The sequence below is a fragment of the Paenibacillus sp. Lou8.1 genome (assembly GCF_024213565.1).
Lineage (GTDB): Bacteria > Bacillota > Bacilli > Paenibacillales > Paenibacillaceae > Paenibacillus > Paenibacillus polymyxa_B.
Map to the genome: position 1 here is coordinate 186,685 of NZ_JANAVN010000013.1, position 17,875 is coordinate 204,559.

Annotated in this window: 13 protein-coding genes and 2 pseudogenes; 7 read left to right on the plus strand and 8 right to left on the minus strand. The window is 39.4% G+C overall.

The features are described from left to right. Positions 1 to 115: 115 nt before the first annotated feature. Both NLX78_RS19145 and NLX78_RS19150 read left to right on the plus strand, forming a co-directional pair. A complete protein-coding gene (locus NLX78_RS19145) occupies positions 116 to 997 on the plus strand; it encodes an AraC family transcriptional regulator (RefSeq protein WP_254351272.1) in 882 nt (293 codons plus the stop codon). A 115-nt stretch (positions 998 to 1,112) separates the two neighbouring features. Further along, positions 1,113 to 2,087 carry a bile acid:sodium symporter family protein gene (locus tag NLX78_RS19150; RefSeq protein ID WP_254351273.1) on the plus strand — a complete coding sequence of 325 codons (975 nt, stop codon included), beginning with the start codon at positions 1,113 to 1,115 and terminating at the stop codon, positions 2,085 to 2,087. A gap of 158 nt (positions 2,088 to 2,245) precedes the next feature. Here the strand turns inward: NLX78_RS19150 and NLX78_RS19155 are convergent, their stop codons facing one another. Beyond that, positions 2,246 to 2,650, minus strand: coding sequence for a MarR family winged helix-turn-helix transcriptional regulator (locus NLX78_RS19155; RefSeq protein WP_432421733.1), 405 nt, complete (start codon positions 2,648 to 2,650; stop codon positions 2,246 to 2,248). A gap of 1,188 nt (positions 2,651 to 3,838) precedes the next feature. Then, positions 3,839 to 4,750, minus strand: coding sequence for a DMT family transporter (locus NLX78_RS19160; RefSeq protein WP_254351274.1), 912 nt, complete (start codon positions 4,748 to 4,750; stop codon positions 3,839 to 3,841). Between the two features lie 139 nt (positions 4,751 to 4,889). On the opposite strand from NLX78_RS19160, the gene NLX78_RS19165 reads away from it, so the two are divergent. Continuing rightward, positions 4,890 to 5,798, plus strand: a complete 909-nt coding sequence (locus NLX78_RS19165) for a LysR family transcriptional regulator (protein WP_254351275.1) — start codon at positions 4,890 to 4,892, stop codon at positions 5,796 to 5,798. Between the two features lie 74 nt (positions 5,799 to 5,872). On the opposite strand, the gene NLX78_RS19170 is transcribed toward NLX78_RS19165, so the two are convergent. Together NLX78_RS19170 and NLX78_RS19175 are read right to left on the minus strand one after the other, a co-directional pair. Beyond that, positions 5,873 to 7,270: a glycoside hydrolase family 1 protein gene (locus tag NLX78_RS19170; protein ID WP_250259507.1), complete on the minus strand. Its 1,398-nt coding sequence runs from the start codon at positions 7,268 to 7,270 to the stop codon at positions 5,873 to 5,875. A gap of 36 nt (positions 7,271 to 7,306) precedes the next feature. Continuing rightward, positions 7,307 to 9,172, minus strand: coding sequence for a beta-glucoside-specific PTS transporter subunit IIABC (locus tag NLX78_RS19175; protein ID WP_254351276.1), 1,866 nt, complete (start codon positions 9,170 to 9,172; stop codon positions 7,307 to 7,309). A gap of 61 nt (positions 9,173 to 9,233) precedes the next feature. On the opposite strand from NLX78_RS19175, the pseudogene NLX78_RS19180 reads away from it, so the two are divergent. Next, positions 9,234 to 9,858: pseudogene (locus NLX78_RS19180) on the plus strand (transposase); the annotation flags it as partial. On the opposite strand, the pseudogene NLX78_RS19185 reads toward NLX78_RS19180, so the two are convergent. The 3 genes and pseudogenes from NLX78_RS19185 to NLX78_RS19195 form a co-directional block, all read right to left on the minus strand. Beyond that, a pseudogene (locus tag NLX78_RS19185) lies at positions 9,859 to 9,981 on the minus strand (family 1 glycosylhydrolase); the annotation flags it as partial. It abuts the pseudogene before it with no gap. A 22-nt stretch (positions 9,982 to 10,003) separates the two neighbouring features. Then, positions 10,004 to 10,852 carry an MBL fold metallo-hydrolase gene (locus NLX78_RS19190; protein WP_250267372.1) on the minus strand — a complete coding sequence of 283 codons (849 nt, stop codon included), beginning with the start codon at positions 10,850 to 10,852 and terminating at the stop codon, positions 10,004 to 10,006. Positions 10,853 to 10,918: 66 nt separating this feature from the next. Further along, complete coding sequence (locus NLX78_RS19195) at positions 10,919 to 12,796, minus strand: beta-glucoside-specific PTS transporter subunit IIABC (RefSeq protein WP_254351277.1); 1,878 nt, start codon at positions 12,794 to 12,796, stop codon at positions 10,919 to 10,921. Between the two features lie 383 nt (positions 12,797 to 13,179). On the opposite strand from NLX78_RS19195, the gene NLX78_RS19200 reads away from it, so the two are divergent. The 3 genes from NLX78_RS19200 to NLX78_RS19210 all read left to right on the plus strand — a co-directional run bounded on the left by NLX78_RS19200 (position 13,180) and on the right by NLX78_RS19210 (position 16,737). Beyond that, on the plus strand, positions 13,180 to 14,238 hold the full coding sequence (locus NLX78_RS19200) for an alkene reductase (RefSeq protein WP_250259511.1): 1,059 nt from the start codon (positions 13,180 to 13,182) through the stop codon (positions 14,236 to 14,238). Positions 14,239 to 14,387: 149 nt separating this feature from the next. After that, on the plus strand, positions 14,388 to 14,882 hold the full coding sequence (locus tag NLX78_RS19205; protein ID WP_254351278.1) for a MarR family winged helix-turn-helix transcriptional regulator: 495 nt from the start codon (positions 14,388 to 14,390) through the stop codon (positions 14,880 to 14,882). Between the two features lie 721 nt (positions 14,883 to 15,603). Next, entirely contained in the window at positions 15,604 to 16,737 is a 1,134-nt protein-coding gene (locus tag NLX78_RS19210) for a hypothetical protein (protein ID WP_025719909.1), read from the plus strand. 130 nt (positions 16,738 to 16,867) lie between these two features. Here NLX78_RS19210 and NLX78_RS19215 read toward each other — a convergent pair whose 3' ends face one another. Next, positions 16,868 to 17,647, minus strand: a complete 780-nt coding sequence (locus tag NLX78_RS19215) for an alpha/beta fold hydrolase (protein WP_254351289.1) — start codon at positions 17,645 to 17,647, stop codon at positions 16,868 to 16,870. Positions 17,648 to 17,875 lie beyond the last annotated feature (228 nt).

The following is a 17,875-nucleotide window of genomic DNA, read 5'->3' on the forward strand; positions in this document are numbered from 1 at the left end:
ATATTCAGAGCTTACAAGTAAGCGACATTACAGACAATTGACAATCCACTGTTTATGATGGATTATATACGTATTTCATCATTAGAGCCGCCTAAGGCTAGGAGATGGATAGATCATGAATAAGAAAGCTGATGGATTTGAGGGTGAAAAGTTATATGTCCTTCCACCCTATATGCTGGATAAATTAAATTTGAATCCGCTTACAAGAAATCTATATATTACGGACATAGGCTGCTTCAGCCATGCCCGCCATCATTTTCGTGAAAGAATGCACGGATGTGACTCTCATATATTCATCTACTGTGCCAGCGGAAAAGGTTGGATACGAACAAAGGATGGCCTAACGATTGACATGACGGAGCGAAGCTTTGCGTACATTCCCAGGGACATGCCGCATGCTTATGGGGCTGACGATGGAGATCCTTGGACGATTTACTGGTTTCATCTTAAAGGGGACCAAGTGGATGACTTTATGGCATTATTAGAGCCTTTTAAAATGTATATTTCCATGACCGCCAGTGATGAAGTCAAACTATTGGAGCTATTTCATCAGTGTTACGACCTTTTACTGAATAAATCATACTCCATCATACATTTAGTTCAAGTATCGCAAACTGTCCGTTATCTGCTGAGTTTTGTTGTATCCGTTGCATTTCGCAAGGAAGACAGTACGTACCAGAGTCATGTGGATAAGGCAACACGCTATATGAGTGAACAACTGGAATCCACCGTTTCGCTTGAGGAGCTTAGTCGGCATGTTCAGGTATCCAAGCAGCATCTGAACTTGATATTCAAGCAATCCACCGGCTACTCTCCTGTCGATTACTATTTAAGAATGAAGATACAGAGGGCCAGTCAGCTTTTGGATTTGACGAATGCTTCTATTAAAGAAATTAGCATACAACTCGGTTTTAGGGACCCTTACTACTTTTCCAGGCTATTCAAAAAAATAATGGGCTGCTCTCCTTTGAAATACCGAAATAATTTGAAGGGTTGATCTATGTTCATCAAGAGCGTTCAAATTTGCTTCTATCGGGCTACCGCAAGGTCACAGATCATTTACGAATCGGGGGTGCAAGGTCTATACTTAAGGTTAAAAAAGGAAGTTTTGTATGCTCCTCACGTTGAATCGTAGACTAAATACAGCTATGCCGCTAATTACACCAATCAGCATTTTAATTGGCGTCCTGATCGGTACGCCGTTGTCACAATATATTGAACTCTCTCCCTGGCTGTTTGCATTCATGACCTTCGCGGGCAGCATCAGTATGGGGTTTAAGGATTTTGTCAATGTGATAAAGCATCCTGGTCCACTGATCGCCTGTCTGTTTATTCTTCACCTGGCCATGCCGCTTCTTGCCATGATGCTGGGGCATCTGGCTTTCAGTAATGATCCTTATACGATCACTGGACTTATTCTTGGTGCGGCTATCCCTACGGGTATTTCCAGCTTCGTGTGGGTCAACATCTATAAAGGCAATACGGCGCTGACATTGGCGATCATTTTAATTGATACGATTTTGGCCCCATTTGCCGTTCCGGGCATCATGTCCCTGCTGATTGGAGCGGATGTGCAGCTCGATACCTGGGCGATGATGCAGAGCCTATTCTGGATGATTGTCGTCCCTTCGCTAATCGGCATGGTGTTGAACGAATGGACTAAAGGGAAGATCAAGCAGGTATGGGGACCTCGGCTGGGCCCATTCTCCAAGCTGGCTATGGCTCTTGTCGTAATGATTAACGGATCTGTCATCGCGCCTTATCTGGTCGATTTTAATCTTAAGCTTGTCGGAGTATGCCTATCCATAATCGTCCTTGCTTCCACTGGATATGCAATCGGCTATCTGATATCAGGACTGATGCGGTGGAATAATGCAGACCGTACGGCGCTTGTCTTTAACGGCGGCATGCGCAATATTAGCGCAGGAGCCGTGCTTGCCATCACCTATTTCCCGGCCCCGGTAGCACTACCTGTTGTACTCGGGATGATTTTCCAGCAATCCACGGCATCTCTGGTCGGATTTCTACTGAGTCGTCGCGACCGCGGCAATATCAAGGAAAAACGCAATACGGCCTCTGTTTCTTAAGCAAAGGAGTAGCGGTGGTTCCAGAGGATAAAACTCCTCCTTATGAGGAGGAGTTTCGGAAGGGCGTTTCTATACGTACATGGTTGGAAGCCTGATGAAAACATGCATGCGCAATCATGTAAATGTTTACTTTCCAATCATAACATTTCTATCAAAGTCTAAAACAGCTTTTGCGTAAGATTTTGAAATTGTGACTTCACTCCATCTTTCTGAAGTTCTGATTGTAACACCTGATTAAAGGTTTGAAGTGCACGCTGGAATTTATTTTCACCAAATTCCGTAATCCGAGTATACACACCTCGTCGATCATCCTCGCATGTATGTCTTTGTAAGGCCCCGCAGTTTTTGGCTTCCATTCTCACTACGAGTCTCGATGTCGCACTTTGACTTAATCCCACCAATTCTTGAAGTTGCTGCAGTCGTAATTTTTTTTCCTCGGAATTGGATATAAAACCCAAAACATAAAACTCCTTCAAGGATAAATCATAATTTTGTAGTAGAGCTTGTTCTAACTTATCATTTAAAGTGGAATGGATGTGAGACAAAGACAACCATACATCCAAAAGTTCGTTTTCATGTTGCAAGTTTAGACCACACCATTCTATATTGAAGTATCTCCACTTAGTTTAACCTATTGTATCAAGCTTAAATGGAATGGTCAAAATCCATACAATATTTTAAATATTACAATCCGTCACCACCGAACCAGTAGCAAATGTACTATGGATGACGGTCCAGAGGAAGCCACTTCGGAACGAATCGAAGCTATTTTTTGACTTGCTGCTTTCGGTAGGGCACCCAATACAGGAATAGACGCAGCTACATCGCATACTTTCTGAGCTAATCCCAATACGCCATCTCATTTTTAAAATGTCGAAAAACCTCTTCACGATTCACGCTCTATCTCCTTTCTAGTCGTCACATTACATAGGCTGCACGTCTCAAGTAGTTGATATGTGAAATCATAATTTTTAAGGGTATATTTAACAGTAAATCATCCTTATGTATGTATCGGACAAATTAGTGATTTTGTTTACAGAAAGAACCATAACTGTGTTCAATGGAAAATGGGTAGGTTCACAATCGAACCCACCCATTCGGAGAAAATAAATATTATTTAATGTGTAAAAATGCATAACTATTCATAACTTCATACACTTTGTGTGGCGTCAGAATTAGTGAGAATGCTTATACCCTTACTTTATTGAAAATGCCTGGTTTTCAGAATTGATGAGAATATCCGCAAAAGACGAACTGTATAAATATACACACTCAAATTACTAGAACTACTAAATTTATCGCTAGGATAACTAGCAATAGAACTGAATCTCTACCCAACCAGTCTTTTCCTGTGTCCTAACTTTTGTCTGTAGCCGAAGTTACTTTTACGAAATGATAGTTTCTCCTCCTACTCATATATAATCCCTCTAGTAATAGAATCTGAGCGCAATCTTTGGAAAATCTTTTTTTGTATAAAGCAGATTTAATCCCTAACCTCCTGATTAAATTATAATGATGTAGAATATTTACTTTACTAAAAAAGGAAGTACATTTCTAAGATCATTAGGACTCTCAAGTTGAGATTAGCGCACACTAAGGTACATTCATTATATGGAAAGTTATCTCCATCTAAAATTTGTATTGGAAACTTACCCTGGGCTTGTTGTATCACAAAACTCAAGCAGTATAATTCTTTTTAGAAATGTCCTTTACATAGGGTACAGGTTTTATGGAAACATCTAAATTTACTATTATGATGCTCGTCTTACGTTCGACTTTTCTGAGTTGATTTTTGGTTTATAATTAACTAACAATATACTTATTACAATTAACAGTAGTCCCACTAATATATTTATAGTTATATTTTCATGTAAAAATAGCGTACTTGTCACTATAGAGACAACTGGTATTAAGAATGTATAAGAACCTACCTTACTTACTTCTCCAGAACCAACAAGTGTGAAATAAATTAACCAACCAATTGCAATCACAAATATCGCTATAATAAGTAAATAGGAAATGAAAGGTGCATTCCATACAACATCCGTCCAATTCTCAGATACTGATCCTGTCCCCGTTAAAATCACCCCACCAATGAGTAGTTGGAGTGCTATTGCCCAAGTTGCATCTACTCTTTCATTTGTTTTTTTCATATACACAACCCCAAAACTCCAGAAAAGAGCGGTCCCTAGCGCTAAAATTACACCTGCGACTGATGATTCGTTGCCGTTAAAACCAGTTGCACTCAATGTAAACACACCAATAGAACCTAAGATTAAACCTATAATCTTTAGGCCATACATCGCCTCACCCAACCAAATCCATGAAAATAGTCCTAAAAGGACAGGTTGAAGAAATACAATAGCTGAAAATAATCCAGCAGGCATATAATTTAAACCAACCGTCTGAAGACCATAATATAAAATAATATTAAACAAAGATGAAATTACATAAATGTACCAGTTTTCTTTGAATCGCAATGACTTGTATTTAGGTAGAGCAAAAATCACTAAAATGGCCCCACCTATCAGTGTTCTCATCCCTGCAAACAAGATTGGTGGCGCGTATGCTAGTGCTAATTTAGTTAATGGCCAATTGGCTCCCCACATAATAACCAGAACAATAAGATAAATTATTGTTTGGTTTTTAGTTAGCTTTTTCAAGGTACTCGTCTCCTTTAAAATTTGGATATTAATTTCACACCCTTCTCACATTTAACTTTACAAAACTAAAAATAAAACGTCTAATATATATATAACGTGGCAATAATACATAATAAGTATTACTAAAAGGAGAAAACAGATGGAATTACGACATTTAAAATATTTCAAAACAGTTGCTGAAGAATTACATTTTGGTAAAGCTGCTAACCGTTTGAATATGGCACAACCACCTTTAAGTCTACAGATTCGCCAATTGGAAGAGGAAATCGGAGTACAACTTTTTCATCGTACAAAAAGAAATGTTGATTTAACTGAAGAAGGCAAAGTTTTTTTAGAAAAGGTTTATCACCTTTTTGATCATTTAGAAGAAGCAATCCATACTGTTAGATTAATGAAAAGTGGGGAGATTGGTGAAATCATAATTGGTTTTATCGCTTCTACAGCCTATGATATTCTTCCAGCAATCATTAAGCATTATAGAGCTCAATACCCCGCTATTCATGTGGTTTTGAAACAATTGACATCGTCCGAACAAATTAATGCATTAAAAGATGGAACCATTCACGTAGGGATCATTAGTGAACCTATTGAAAGCGAAGAAATAAATCTTCAAATCATAAGACAAGAGCCTTTGATAATCGCCTTACCGAGAGAACATCCATTAGTTGTAAATTCAACAACTGCATCTCCAATTCAACTCATTGATTTAGAAAATGAAGAATTTATTGTTACAGGAAGACGGGCTAACCAAGGCCACTACGACGGAGTAATTAATTCTTGCTACCAAGCAGGATTTAGTCCAAGGATTGTACAAGAAACTGAAGAAATGTCCACGGTCATTTCGTTGGTTTCTACGGGGATCGGTGTAGCCTTAGTACCAGCATCCATGCACCTATTATTGCAAAATGAAGTGATCTATCGAGAAATCAAAGACAATGAGTTTCATACTGTTACAGCTCTGGTCTGGGATAGTAAAAATCAATCCCCTGTCATACAAACATTCATTGAACTCGTAAATGAATCCATCGTTCCTTTGTTCAATCCATAAGATTAATAGAATGTTCTAAAAGCAGAAACCCGTGGAAGGCACAAGAAATATCGTGCTTCCACGGGTTTCTGCGATTATTCGAAGAGACTAAGTCCGTTGCTACGGATCACTTCCTTGTACCAATAAAAACTTTTCTTTTTATAACGTTTCAGGCTACCATTCCCTTCATTATCCTTGTCCACGTAAATGTAGCCATATCGCTTTTTCATTTCACCGGTACTGGCACTAATGATATCAATTGGCCCCCAGCTGGTATATCCAATGACTTCAGCGCCATCTTTAATCGCTTCGGCTAATTGTATGAGATGCTGTTTCAAATAATTGATTCTATAATCATCTTCAACCGTATCGTTTTCCAAGATATCTACAGCTCCCAGTCCATTTTCAACAACAAACAGTGGAAGTTGATACCTGTCATACAAACGGTTAACTGCAATTCTCAAACCTACAGGATCGATTTCCCAACCCCAGTCAGAAATCTCTAGAAACTCATTTTTAATGCCTTTGGCCATGTTTCCGCCGACTTCCTTTTTCCCTTCCGGTTGTGCCGAAACCGTACGACTCATGTAATAACTGAATCCAACGTAATCTACAACATAATTCTTTAAAATATCTAGATCATCTTTGGTTACTTCGATATGAATATTTTTTTCTTTAAATAAGCGCTTAGTAAATGCAGGATATTCACCGCGAACCTGGACATCGGAGAACAAATAGTACTCCCTTTCCTTTGTCACGGATGTCATTACATCATCTGGCGCACAAGTAAATGGGTATGTTGGGCTGTAGAAAATCATACAGCCGATTTTGCCGTCTGGAATGATTTCATGACAGGCTTTTACTGCTAATGCACTGGCTACAAATTGATTATGAGCTGCTTGATAGATCGCATTGGTATCTTCTTTATCTCTAATTCCTCCGCTAGTAAAAGAATGAACCAATATGCTATTAATTTCGTTAAATGTCATCCAATATTTCACTTTGCCTTTGTAGCGTTCAAATAATACTTTAGAATACTTTTCAAAAAGTGAAATCAACCTTCTGTTTGCCCACCCATTATATTTATCCGCAAGACCCAGTGGTAACTCATAGTGTGAAATAGTTACAACGGGTTCAATTCCGTTCTTTATTAACTCGTCAAATAATTGATCATAAAACTGCAATCCTTTTTCATTTGGGGTTTCTTCATCCCCATTCGGGAAAATACGTGACCAAGCAATGGAGGTACGGAAACATTTAAAACCCATTTCTGCAAAAAGCGCGATATCCTCCTTATAGCGATGATAAAAATCAATCGCTTCGTGAGAAGGCAATTTACCAACAGGTTCCGATAATTTTGAACCGTACAATCCGCCTGTCAGTACATCACTGACAGCGACGCCTTTCCCATCTTCTAAATAAGCCCCTTCCGCTTGGTTGGCAGAAATAGCTCCTCCCCATAAAAAATTATCTGGAAATGTTAGATTCTTCATGTGTATTCTCCTCTCAATTCATGATATTTTATAAACTCAACTAACAAATTTAGCTTTAATTAACGTTAATACTTCTTGAGTATTATCGAGAGTATGCGGAATAACATCGAGATACCGATCTGTATTGGTAATAATAATCGGTGTTGTCAATTCAAAACCTGCTTCTCTAATTTTCTCGATGTTAAATTCAACTAATTTATCCCCGATTTGGACAGAATCACCTACTTTTACAATCGTATTGAAGTATTTCCCTTTAAGTTTCACTGTGTTTAAACCTATATGAATTAATATTTCAGCACCACTCGCAGATGTAACGCTAATAGCATGTCCTGTCCGAAAAACTGTTGTAACAACACCATTCACTGGAGAAGTGATCACCCCTTCTACCGGTTCAATGGCAACCCCTTTTCCCATGGCACCAGAAGAAAAAACTTCATCATTGACATTCGTTAAAGAAAGTCTTTTACCTTGAACAGGCGAGTAAATTATTTCTTCCGAATCATCGTTGTTCGCATTTTTCAGATCAGCAGCATTTCCTGTTTTTTGATTTTTATTTACAGCACCTTTACTTTCATACCCAAAGAAATAAGTAAGGGCAAGTGCAATAAAGAAACTGATTGAAACGCTCAGTACATGCAAGCCAATGGGTGCAAATGCCGGTATACTTAACACGCTATAGAATGAATACGATTTCAATTCAACACCTAAAGATGCACCTAAAGCACCGCCAACGGCACCCGCAATTACAACATAAGGAATTGTTCTTCTATATTTCAAAACGACACCATATAGAATTGGTTCGGTAACACCAGCCATCATACCTGTGATTGCTGCAGGACCGGCAATTGCCTTCAATTTTTTGTCTTTTGTTTTTAGAAAGACCCCTGCTGCAACACCCATTTGAGCAAATGTAGATCCTGCTTTCATTGGTCCGAGCGGATCGCCTCCATTTTGTAAATTTTGCAATGTAATCGGTACAATCCCCCAGTGGAGTCCAAATATTACCAAGAACATATACCCACTACCAAGAACAGCACCTGTTAATAGGGGACTGAAACTTAATAAAACTTGTATTCCATTGGCAATACCTGCACCCACATAAGTTCCAAATGGACCAAATGCTAGAAAGCTTAAAGGTACCATAACTGCTAATGAAACTAATGGAACTAAAAAAAATTGCAAATCTTTCAGTATAATTTTCTTTAATAACTTTTCTAAAAATGAGAAAGCAATGACTGCAATAAAAATAGGGAATATAGAATTTGCATAGCTGACAGGAATAATTGGAATGCCAAAAATATCAACTGCTGCAGCTCCTTTGACTAAAAGGTTTGTATAGTTCGGCTCAAGAAGGGCAGCGCCAATTACAGCACCAATATATCCATTTGCATTTAATTTATTAGCAAGCGTGAATCCTGCAAAAACCGGCAAGAAATAGAATATAGCATTACCAGCTGCGGAAAGTGAGATATAAATACCACTTTCCTTGACCATCCAGCCAAATGTAACACATAATGTTAATAAAGCTTTAAGTAACCCGCCACCCGCTAATAATGGAATCAGCGGGGAGAATGTTCCGGAGATAACATCAAAGACTTTGGGTATTATCCCAACCTTTTCTTGGCTTTTATCCGCTGATGTAGCTGCCGCTTGTGATAAGTTCGTCTGTTTCACGATTTCAAGGTATACTTCAGCCACTCGCCCGCCAATAACCACCTGAAACTGTCCTCCGCTTTCTACAACGGCTAACACATCATCGCTGTTTTTCAGTGCTTCTTTATTTGCTTTGGATCGGTCTTTTAAAATAAATCTTAAGCGGGTAGCACAATGAGTAACTTCATTTACATTTTCTTCTTGACCAACACTTTCAATGATAAATGCTGCTAATTCTGTTGTATTCATTTCTTGCGCTCCTTTTCTTATATTAAAAATAAAAACCTGATAAATTCCGTATGAAGAAGGACTGGCAGAGCGCCTGTTTGAGGATCTTGTCGCACAATGCAAGAAGGAAGGAATCATCGACGGAAGTCATGTGGCGGTCGACAGTGCAGCGATTCATGCCTATGAGAAGAAGCAGCCGAAACGGAAAAGCGAGTTGACCGGAAATGCCAACTGGGGTGCGAAGTTTGACTCTTTTGGCAACAAAGTCAAGTGGTTTGGTTACAAGCTTCATCTTGCCGTCGATACCGCAAGCGAGCTACCCATGGCGCTCTCGGTTACACCGGCTCATGTCAATGACGGCGATATGGCTCCTACTCTTATGGAACGGGTGGCTGTGGATACAAAAGTGAAGTTCTTTATGCTTGTGCACGCTCGGTATGGCTGCTTGTTCATCCTCCAACTATGGAATGGTCGTCAAATTCGATACGAAAAGCGGCTTTCTCCGCTATTCCAGTCAACATCGAGACACGAAGCGCTGGAAGGAACTTTACAACGAAGGAACGAGCGTAGAACGGTGCAACTCTCGGATGAAAACCTATTTGTCCGCAGACTCCTTGCACATCTGGGGCATTCAGAAGGTGACCACTCACCAATATCTGAACGCCATTGTATTGTTGGCTTCTGCGCTGACGATTAACGTTTTATAGTCCACCTGTTAGAACATCACTGACTGACACGCCTTTACCATCTTCTAGATAAGCCCCTTCTGCTTGATTAGCAGAGATTGCACCTCCCCATAAAAAATCTTTTGGAAACGATTGAATGTTCATATGAATTCTCCTATTTTAGAAATTATAATTGTTCAGGTTTGTAACCAATAGCTACCGTATCTATTTCCCCAAGAACTTTTCCTGGTTCTACAAATAAAAGCCCTTTTCCATCCACCTCAATTTTTTCAACACTCTGATTGATATCAATAGCGGAAGCACAGTCAAGCAATTTTTTGATGTAGAAAGTCTCCAGTGGCCTAAACCCTAATTTGGGGTCCCGATGACCATGTGAGGCAATCGTCCAATCAAATTCGTCCCTGCGATTCCATAGTTTATTAAGGCTTTCGATGTAAGTCTGCACATTCATACCGTTTCGATGAATTAAAGACGAGTTTCGCATCACAACATCACCATTGAAGAGCAATCTGTTCGTCCTATCGAGGAGAGCGACAGAACCTGGAGTATGTCCCGGAACATGAATGACCTCAATTTCAATATCCCCTAAATTAAATATTTGTCCATCGTATAGCTCATTTATCTTTTCAGGAGGCCCGGCTTTCAAAAAATCATCCTTATATTTTGGATCAAAATATTGAATTCCGTAATCACCGAAAAGATTGAAAAATTCTTGTTGATAAGAAGAATCTGTGTATAACTCCAACATTAATTGCAAATCTGCAGGATGAATAAACACTTCTCCAAATTGATAGTCTCCACCAACATGATCGTTATGACCATGTGTATTCACAACAATGTAAGGTTTGTCCGTAATACCCTCTACTACTTTACGAATGCTCCCAACGCCACATCCGGTATCGATCAACATGGCAGCCTCAGATCCGACCACCAAGTAACTGTAGATTGCCGGACAATCACTTATACTGTATACATTTTCATATCTTTGTTTTACTTCGTATTCATCCATTACCATTTCAATGCCTCCTCTACAGGTGGTTAGCTCAATCTCAAACAGTCCGATTGCATTCGAAATGCTGAATCAAGGCAATAAAGTCAGAAGCCTTTCTCCGTTGGTAATTGTCTTTTTATCGACGCTGATTTGAATAGCTGAATAATTTGAAGTGTTCGTTACAATAAGTGGAGTAAATAGTTCAAAACCTTCTTCCTTTATCTTAACGCCATCAAATTCAAGTAAGAGATCCCCTACCTCGACATAATCTCCTTCTTTTGCTTTTGCAGTGAAATACTTTCCTTTTAGTTTCACTGTGTCAATCCCAACATGAATCAAAAGTTCAGCTCCGTTGTCCGAAGTAATCCCTATAGCGTGCTTTGACGAAAGAAAATTAGTAATGCGCCCTTGAATAGGTGCATATACTTTGTATTCTGAAGGAATAATGGCAATACCATCTCCCATATCTTTACTTGAAAAAACACCATCATTCATGTCTTCCAACTTTACGACCTCACCACTAAGTGGACTGTATACATCTTCCGAAGTGTCTTTTTTTTCTTGATATTCCTTTATTTTCACGCCTTCATTAGATGGTTCATTTGGAGTCTTTTTTGTTTTTTCTTTGTCTTCAAAGCCAAAGAAAATGACAATTAATGCAGAAATCATGATAGATACTAGGACCCCCAATACATACCACCAAAAGGTTGTTCCAAAAAATGTCGGGAATGCAAGGACTCCTGCGAACGCAAATGCATATTGTTTGACTTGAAGCGCCCCAATCAATCCTCCACTGATGGCTCCGCCAATAATGATTGGAAGAAAGGTTCTTTTATACTTCGTAACAATCCCGTATAAAATGGGTTCTGTAACACCTGCAACGATTCCAGTGAAAAATGTTGATAAGGCAAAACTTTTTTGAGTTCTTTCTTTTGCCTTAATAAATATGCCTAGAGCCACTCCCATTTGTGCATAAGTCCCCATTACCCACATTGGGTTGAACGTATCAAACCCATATGTCGAGTGATTAAGAAGTAGAATAGGAATAATCCCCCATTGTAATCCAAACAGAGGCAGAAAGCTGAGGAGTCCCCCGGCAATAATTCCGGTAATAATACCATTCTTCTCCCCGAGAAACGTCATTGCTGCACCTAATGCATCTGTAAGATATCCGCTTATTGGACCAAATATCATAATGGTGAGCGGAACTGTAATAACCAAGGCTACAAGCGGTGTCAAAATCATTCGAATATCTTTATGAAGAATACGATTCAAGAATCCTTCAAGATAAGAATATAGCCACACTGCTAAAATAACTGGAATAACCGAAGAAGCATAATTCATAAGAACCGTAGGTATTCCTATAAAACTTGATTCTGTCGCATCGTTGGACATGAGAGCAGTAAAATTAGGCTCTAGTAGCGCACCACCGATTACTGCTGCTACATAAGGATTGGCTCCAAATTGTTTTGCTGCAGTAAAGGCAAGAAAAATAGGGAAAAAGTAAAAGAGCGCATTACTGATCGCTGCCAAAACGGCATATGTTCCACTTTCAGGAGTTAACCAACCCACCGAAGTAAAAAGTGCTAGCAAGCCTTTAAGAATACCCGACGCCGCAATGGCAGGGAGGTACGGAGCAAATATTCCAGAAATAATACCGAAAATACGATTACTTAACTTCCCTTTAGACTCCTGTTTATCTTCCTCATTAGTCTCTAGGCCGTTCTTGTTAACTATCGCTTTGTATACTTCAGCTACATCACTACCAATAACTACTTGATATTGACCTGCGGTTTGTACCACTTTTAACACACCATCAAGGTTTTCAAGGATTTCTGTCTTTGCTTTGTTATTATCTTTTAGCTGAAAGCGCAATCTGGTGGCACAATTGTATAGGCTTTCAATGTTCTCATCGCCGCCAACATGTTCCACAATATTAAGCGCCAATTCATCGTAATTTTTTTTCATTAAAAACTCCCCTTCAGAGATACTCTTGATGTATTTTACTTTGATAAAACAAGTACATTGTTGCAACCAAGCGTTTTTTATAGGTGGAATCTTCTTTACACTGTACAAAATGTAAGCGATTACGTCTAATACTATTTATATTCGCAGTAATATATATCAAGTATGAGTGATGAAAAAATGTAGGTCTTCTATAAGATATGAATGATACGCATTTTAAATAGAAGTGCCTTATACTTTGAAATACTCTGCTACTTTGCTAGTTAGTTCTTGTTGGTATAGGCAGAGATTGTTCAAAAATATAAATGTGTTGACAGTCAAATATTTATTTGTTAAATTTACGTTGCCGGAAACATATTTTTCGAAAAAACGAGAGGGGTTTTCATATGAATACAATTTGGACACCATTAACAGTGGGAAATTTGAACTTGTCACATCGCTTGGCTCTTGCCCCAATGACTAGATCACGCGCCCTTTATGATGGTACTCCCGGAACACTTAGTGCGGAGTATTACGAACAACGTGCTTCAATGGGTCTACTAATCAGTGAAGGAACCCAGCCATCCGAAGATGGACAAGGTTATTTATCTTCACCTGGTATTTATACTGACGAGCACATTAAAGGTTGGAAACAGATTACAGATCGTGTTCATAATGCAGGAGGATATTTGTTCATTCAGCTAATGCATGCAGGTCGGATGTCACATCCAGAGAATACACCTCATCACCGTCAACCCGTTGCACCTTCAGCTGTAGCTCCAAAGGCACAAATGTTTACTGCAAAAGGAATGCAAGATGTTCCTGTCCCACGTGAATTAAGTCTGGAAGAAATTCAGGAAACGATTCAGGACTTCCGCAAAGCTGCAGCAGCGGCGATAGAGGCTGGCGCTGATGGTGTAGAGATTCATGGAGCAAACGGTTATCTTGTACATCAATTTATTTCTGAAAATGCGAATGTGCGCACCGACTCTTATGGAGGTTCGATTGAAAATCGCGCTAGATTTGCCATCGAGGTAGCGAAAGCTGTAGCTGAGGAAATTGGAGCAAGTCGTACTGCAATCCGACTCTCTCCTGGGGTTCCTTTAGGTGATCTTAGTGAAGGTAAAGACGGTCCTAAAGTATATGAATACTTGATTTCTGAACTTGCTAAACTTAATCTAGCCTATCTTCATATTCTGCATGGTGGCGATGAAGTGATTCTTAAAAATATACGTTTGGCTTGGCCCCATGTACTTATTGTTAATCGACCAGGACGTCCTTTAGAAGAACTGGATAGAGACTTGAAAGATAACTTGGCGGATATGGTGTCGGTAGGAACCTTGGCACTGGCCAATCCTGATTTAGTGGAACGTTTGAAATCAGGGGCATCTTTGAATGAAGCCGACCCTAAAACTTTTTATGGCGGCGACAGCCACGGCTATACCGATTATCCAACGATGAAGTAAAAGTTACTTCTAACCTTTTTGTTCGGCACCCTACTACAGCGAAATAAAAGCTATAGTAGGGTATTTTTTCATTCACACCTCCGCTACTTTACAAGTATTGAATTATTCTCTACGCTTAATAAAAAGTAAAAGCGGAAAGGTGAAAAGTAATGAATAACTTTGAAGAAGAGAACCAGTCTATATCTAATACGTCTAATTTTGAGAAAGAAATGCAAGTCATCCAGCAATTCCCCATTAACTTTGCAGTGTTTTCCATGGCGAGATCACATCGTAGTTTAGCCGCACACTTGTTGCGTGAAGTTGGTCTATTTACAGGTCAAGAAATTATGTTGATGCAGTTAGGAGAGCAAGACGGACAATCGCAGCAGAGTCTCGGGCGGACTATGCGACTAGATCATTCAACGATTGCCAAATCAGTTCGGCGGTTAGAAGAATCAGGGCTGGTCACTCGCTCCAGATCGCCCAAGGACGGACGCGTCACCCTAGTTACATTGACTGAAACTGGCCGAAAACTCGTGGATGAAGCTGTTACCGTTTGGACAAAAATGGAGGAAGTTGCTTCACAAGATCTCTCGGAACAAGAACGTGAGCTTTTAATCTCGATATCTCATAAAATTTCATCCAACTTAGAGAGTTTCCTATAAGCCTTCATATACGGCTGAAGACTGGCAAGTAGTACATCAATTTCCCTTACAGAACTAAAACAAATTATCCCCTTTTAGTAGACAAGAGAAAAAAGACATCTGTTAAGATGGACTTAATCTTGCCTAACAAAGGGGATTTTTTCATGGCTAAAAAAAAGACAAACCTTCGGGCGTACTCCTTGGAATTAAAATTGGAGGCCGCTCGGTTGGTCAATGAAGAATATATGAGTATACGTGAAGTTGCGTAACGTTTGAATATTCAAAATAAATCTCAAGGCCCCCACTCTATCTCAAACATGTATTGAAAAAAATCTCATTTATTAATTACTTTTGTCTCAACTATAATGATTACTCACTGTGTGGTGTCATAATTAATGAGAAAAAAAGGGCTGAAAACATTGATTCTATCAGCGACTATTTTCACAATAAATGAGAAAAATCATCTGTGCGAATACATATCTTTATAGATTTCCACATTTAATGAGAATATCCGCAAACTACGATTGTATAATTATACACTGTAGTGATTATGAAGTGTAATGATTAGAGAATAGCAACTGATTAATGTCAAATGAAAATAGAGTTCTAGACTGAAAAATAAAGTATTAGACTGGTTCGCGTTGGTTAAGTTAACGGGCAGTTTTCGTGAACGGACTATGAATGAGTGTCGGTCAGTAAGCTATTCTAACTAACAGTTAATTGATTAAATGGAGGAATGGAAATGAAACCAGATTTAAGGTCGCCGCTAGAACGTTCAATTGATAAACTCGTATCTACCTATGCCGATAGCAGTCAATTGGAGGAAATCGAACGAGGGGATTTGTCTATTCTGAATGCAAGATATGGAATCGATTTTGATAATCATGCGGAGCATTGGTGTTTCCGTGCCGGATCTGCGTCTGAAGCAGAAAAGGACGACCAATACGAGAACGTCGATTTGTGCGTCAATCAAACGAAAGATCTTACTCAGTTCCTAAGGATTATGCTTATTGATGCACGTAATGCCGTAAGCAATTGGGATTATCCTCGTCCAATCTTCGAAAGCTACAGTAAGTACCTGGCTCCAGCATTGTTCAAATACAAGAAGAATACGTTAATCATTCAGCAGCTTCCCTTAAATACCGTAGATCTATATGCAGAAATCACTTGTTTTGACTGGATTCCATATGATCGGAATGGGCAGGACCGGGATCGTAATCATATTGAAGATGCCTTTGAGATTTGTCCCATTAAGGATCTGTCCTCAAAAAAGCAGATGAATAGATGGGTGCATGAAGCTATTGAACATGTTTTTGAAGACCGAAGAAACCTGATGACCATTGACAATGTTGATATCTATATTAAAGGCATCACCCTCGATGTTTCCACGGTCAATCGAAACGCCTTTGATAGCTTCTATACTGAACACAACCTTTCATTCTTCAAAAGGCATGCAAGTTATCGGAAGGACCATGAGGTTCTAACCACCCGCAAAACGTGGTTGGACGCCAAGGTTCTTCCAAACCGGAAGTGTGTTCAATTTGCAAGGCTTATCTATATTCTGAAGGTAGGTCGCTGGTTTACCGATCAGACAAAACGTATCCTTGACGAGCTTATGTCCAATACTCATCCACAAATCATTACATTGGAAAAGGATGATGTTAAAACGCTGCATTGGATTATTACACACTTGAGCCCTCAAGAGACATGCGACACTGAGAGAGGTATCTACTATGATCTATTCGGATTCTATCCCCCACTTAACAACAATCATGACTACCAACGGGAATGGAATGAGTTAAAGCATCATTTCTACAAGAATCAATATATCGATCAACAATTCGCCGAAGAGTTGTTCTCTCTATGGGATGAATAATGTCTGAAGAAAATAAAGGATTAGACTGGCGCCCGTTGTTGGTTAAGCTAATGGGCAGATTTGCTCAATCATGGGGCATTCATTATCGGACTATATTTATGGGGAGCGATGGTGCGGCTAATCCGAGTCGTTATGCAAAAGAAGATAATAATTGGTTGAATCTATCGCGCTCCTCTAAAAAAGCGCAATGACCGCTGTATTGGAACGGAACTAGCTTCGAATTTTTGATCAGCTTATTTGTTTCCTCAGCTTGGGTAAACGGAACGACTTTATCATGAATTCCGTGAATAATTAATGTGGGTACATCGATCTGACCGAGATCGTTGTAAACATTTTCATCTCTAAGCGTGACCATAATGGCGGAAGTCGCCCAATTCGCCGCTTGTAATCCCATTAAAACGAACCAATCGGATTTCGGTTCGGAAATATACTGAAAGAAAAAAATTCCCGTTTGGTCTTGCAGCATTTGCGGTCGGTCATGATTTGTATCTTCGATGATTTTATTTGTAAATTCTTTTGGAACGCTAGATGGAGAGGCAGCGTCGATCAGGACGAGTTTAGATACCCCATACCCTTTGTAACGAGCCATATAACGAATCGATATCGCGCCTCCGGTAGAGTGTCCTGCCAGTGTTATGTTTCTTAACTGTAACGCCTCGATGACCATGCGGACATCATCCGCTAATCTATCGAAATTGTACCCGTCGAATGGTTTATCCGAATTGCCGTATCCTCTCCAGTCCATTCCGATACAACGATATCCGAGCTTAGGAAGGAAATTGAACTGATATTCGAACTGGTTATGGTTTAGCGGCCATCCATGAATAAAAAGTATCGTTTTATTTCCCTTCGGATTGATGTCCTCTATAAATACTTTTACGCCCTGTTCCACAGTAACGAAGTATCCCAAGTGTATCGCCTCATTTTTTAAAATGTACTTCCCCATTAAGATATTCGCCCTAGGCAAGGTGAATGCCTAATTTCGGCGTCAAATTGAGTTTAGATAGTATGTAGAGATTTCTGAGGAATAGCTTGAGTGAAAAAATTTCTTCAGATCATTGAGCTCCCTCGAAGTGATTAAGTTTTCTCACTCAAACTCATGAATTCGCAGGATTTCACCTTTAGTTTAGCGCGAGAT

Excerpts from the sequence above, each read along its gene's own strand:
- NLX78_RS19190 (WP_250267372.1), bottom strand. The coding sequence starts at position 10,852 with ATGGTAATGGATGAATACGAAGTAAAACAAAGATATGAAAATGTATAC.
- NLX78_RS19210 (WP_025719909.1), top strand. The coding sequence starts at position 15,604 with ATGAAACCAGATTTAAGGTCGCCGCTAGAACGTTCAATTGATAAACTC.
- NLX78_RS19205 (WP_254351278.1), top strand. The coding sequence starts at position 14,388 with ATGAATAACTTTGAAGAAGAGAACCAGTCTATATCTAATACGTCTAAT.
- NLX78_RS19165 (WP_254351275.1), top strand. The coding sequence starts at position 4,890 with ATGGAATTACGACATTTAAAATATTTCAAAACAGTTGCTGAAGAATTA.
- NLX78_RS19170 (WP_250259507.1), bottom strand. The coding sequence starts at position 7,270 with ATGAAGAATCTAACATTTCCAGATAATTTTTTATGGGGAGGAGCTATT.
- NLX78_RS19150 (WP_254351273.1), top strand. The coding sequence starts at position 1,113 with ATGCTCCTCACGTTGAATCGTAGACTAAATACAGCTATGCCGCTAATT.
- NLX78_RS19200 (WP_250259511.1), top strand. The coding sequence starts at position 13,180 with ATGAATACAATTTGGACACCATTAACAGTGGGAAATTTGAACTTGTCA.
- NLX78_RS19145 (WP_254351272.1), top strand. The coding sequence starts at position 116 with ATGAATAAGAAAGCTGATGGATTTGAGGGTGAAAAGTTATATGTCCTT.
- NLX78_RS19195 (WP_254351277.1), bottom strand. The coding sequence starts at position 12,796 with ATGAAAAAAAATTACGATGAATTGGCGCTTAATATTGTGGAACATGTT.
- NLX78_RS19175 (WP_254351276.1), bottom strand. The coding sequence starts at position 9,172 with ATGAATACAACAGAATTAGCAGCATTTATCATTGAAAGTGTTGGTCAA.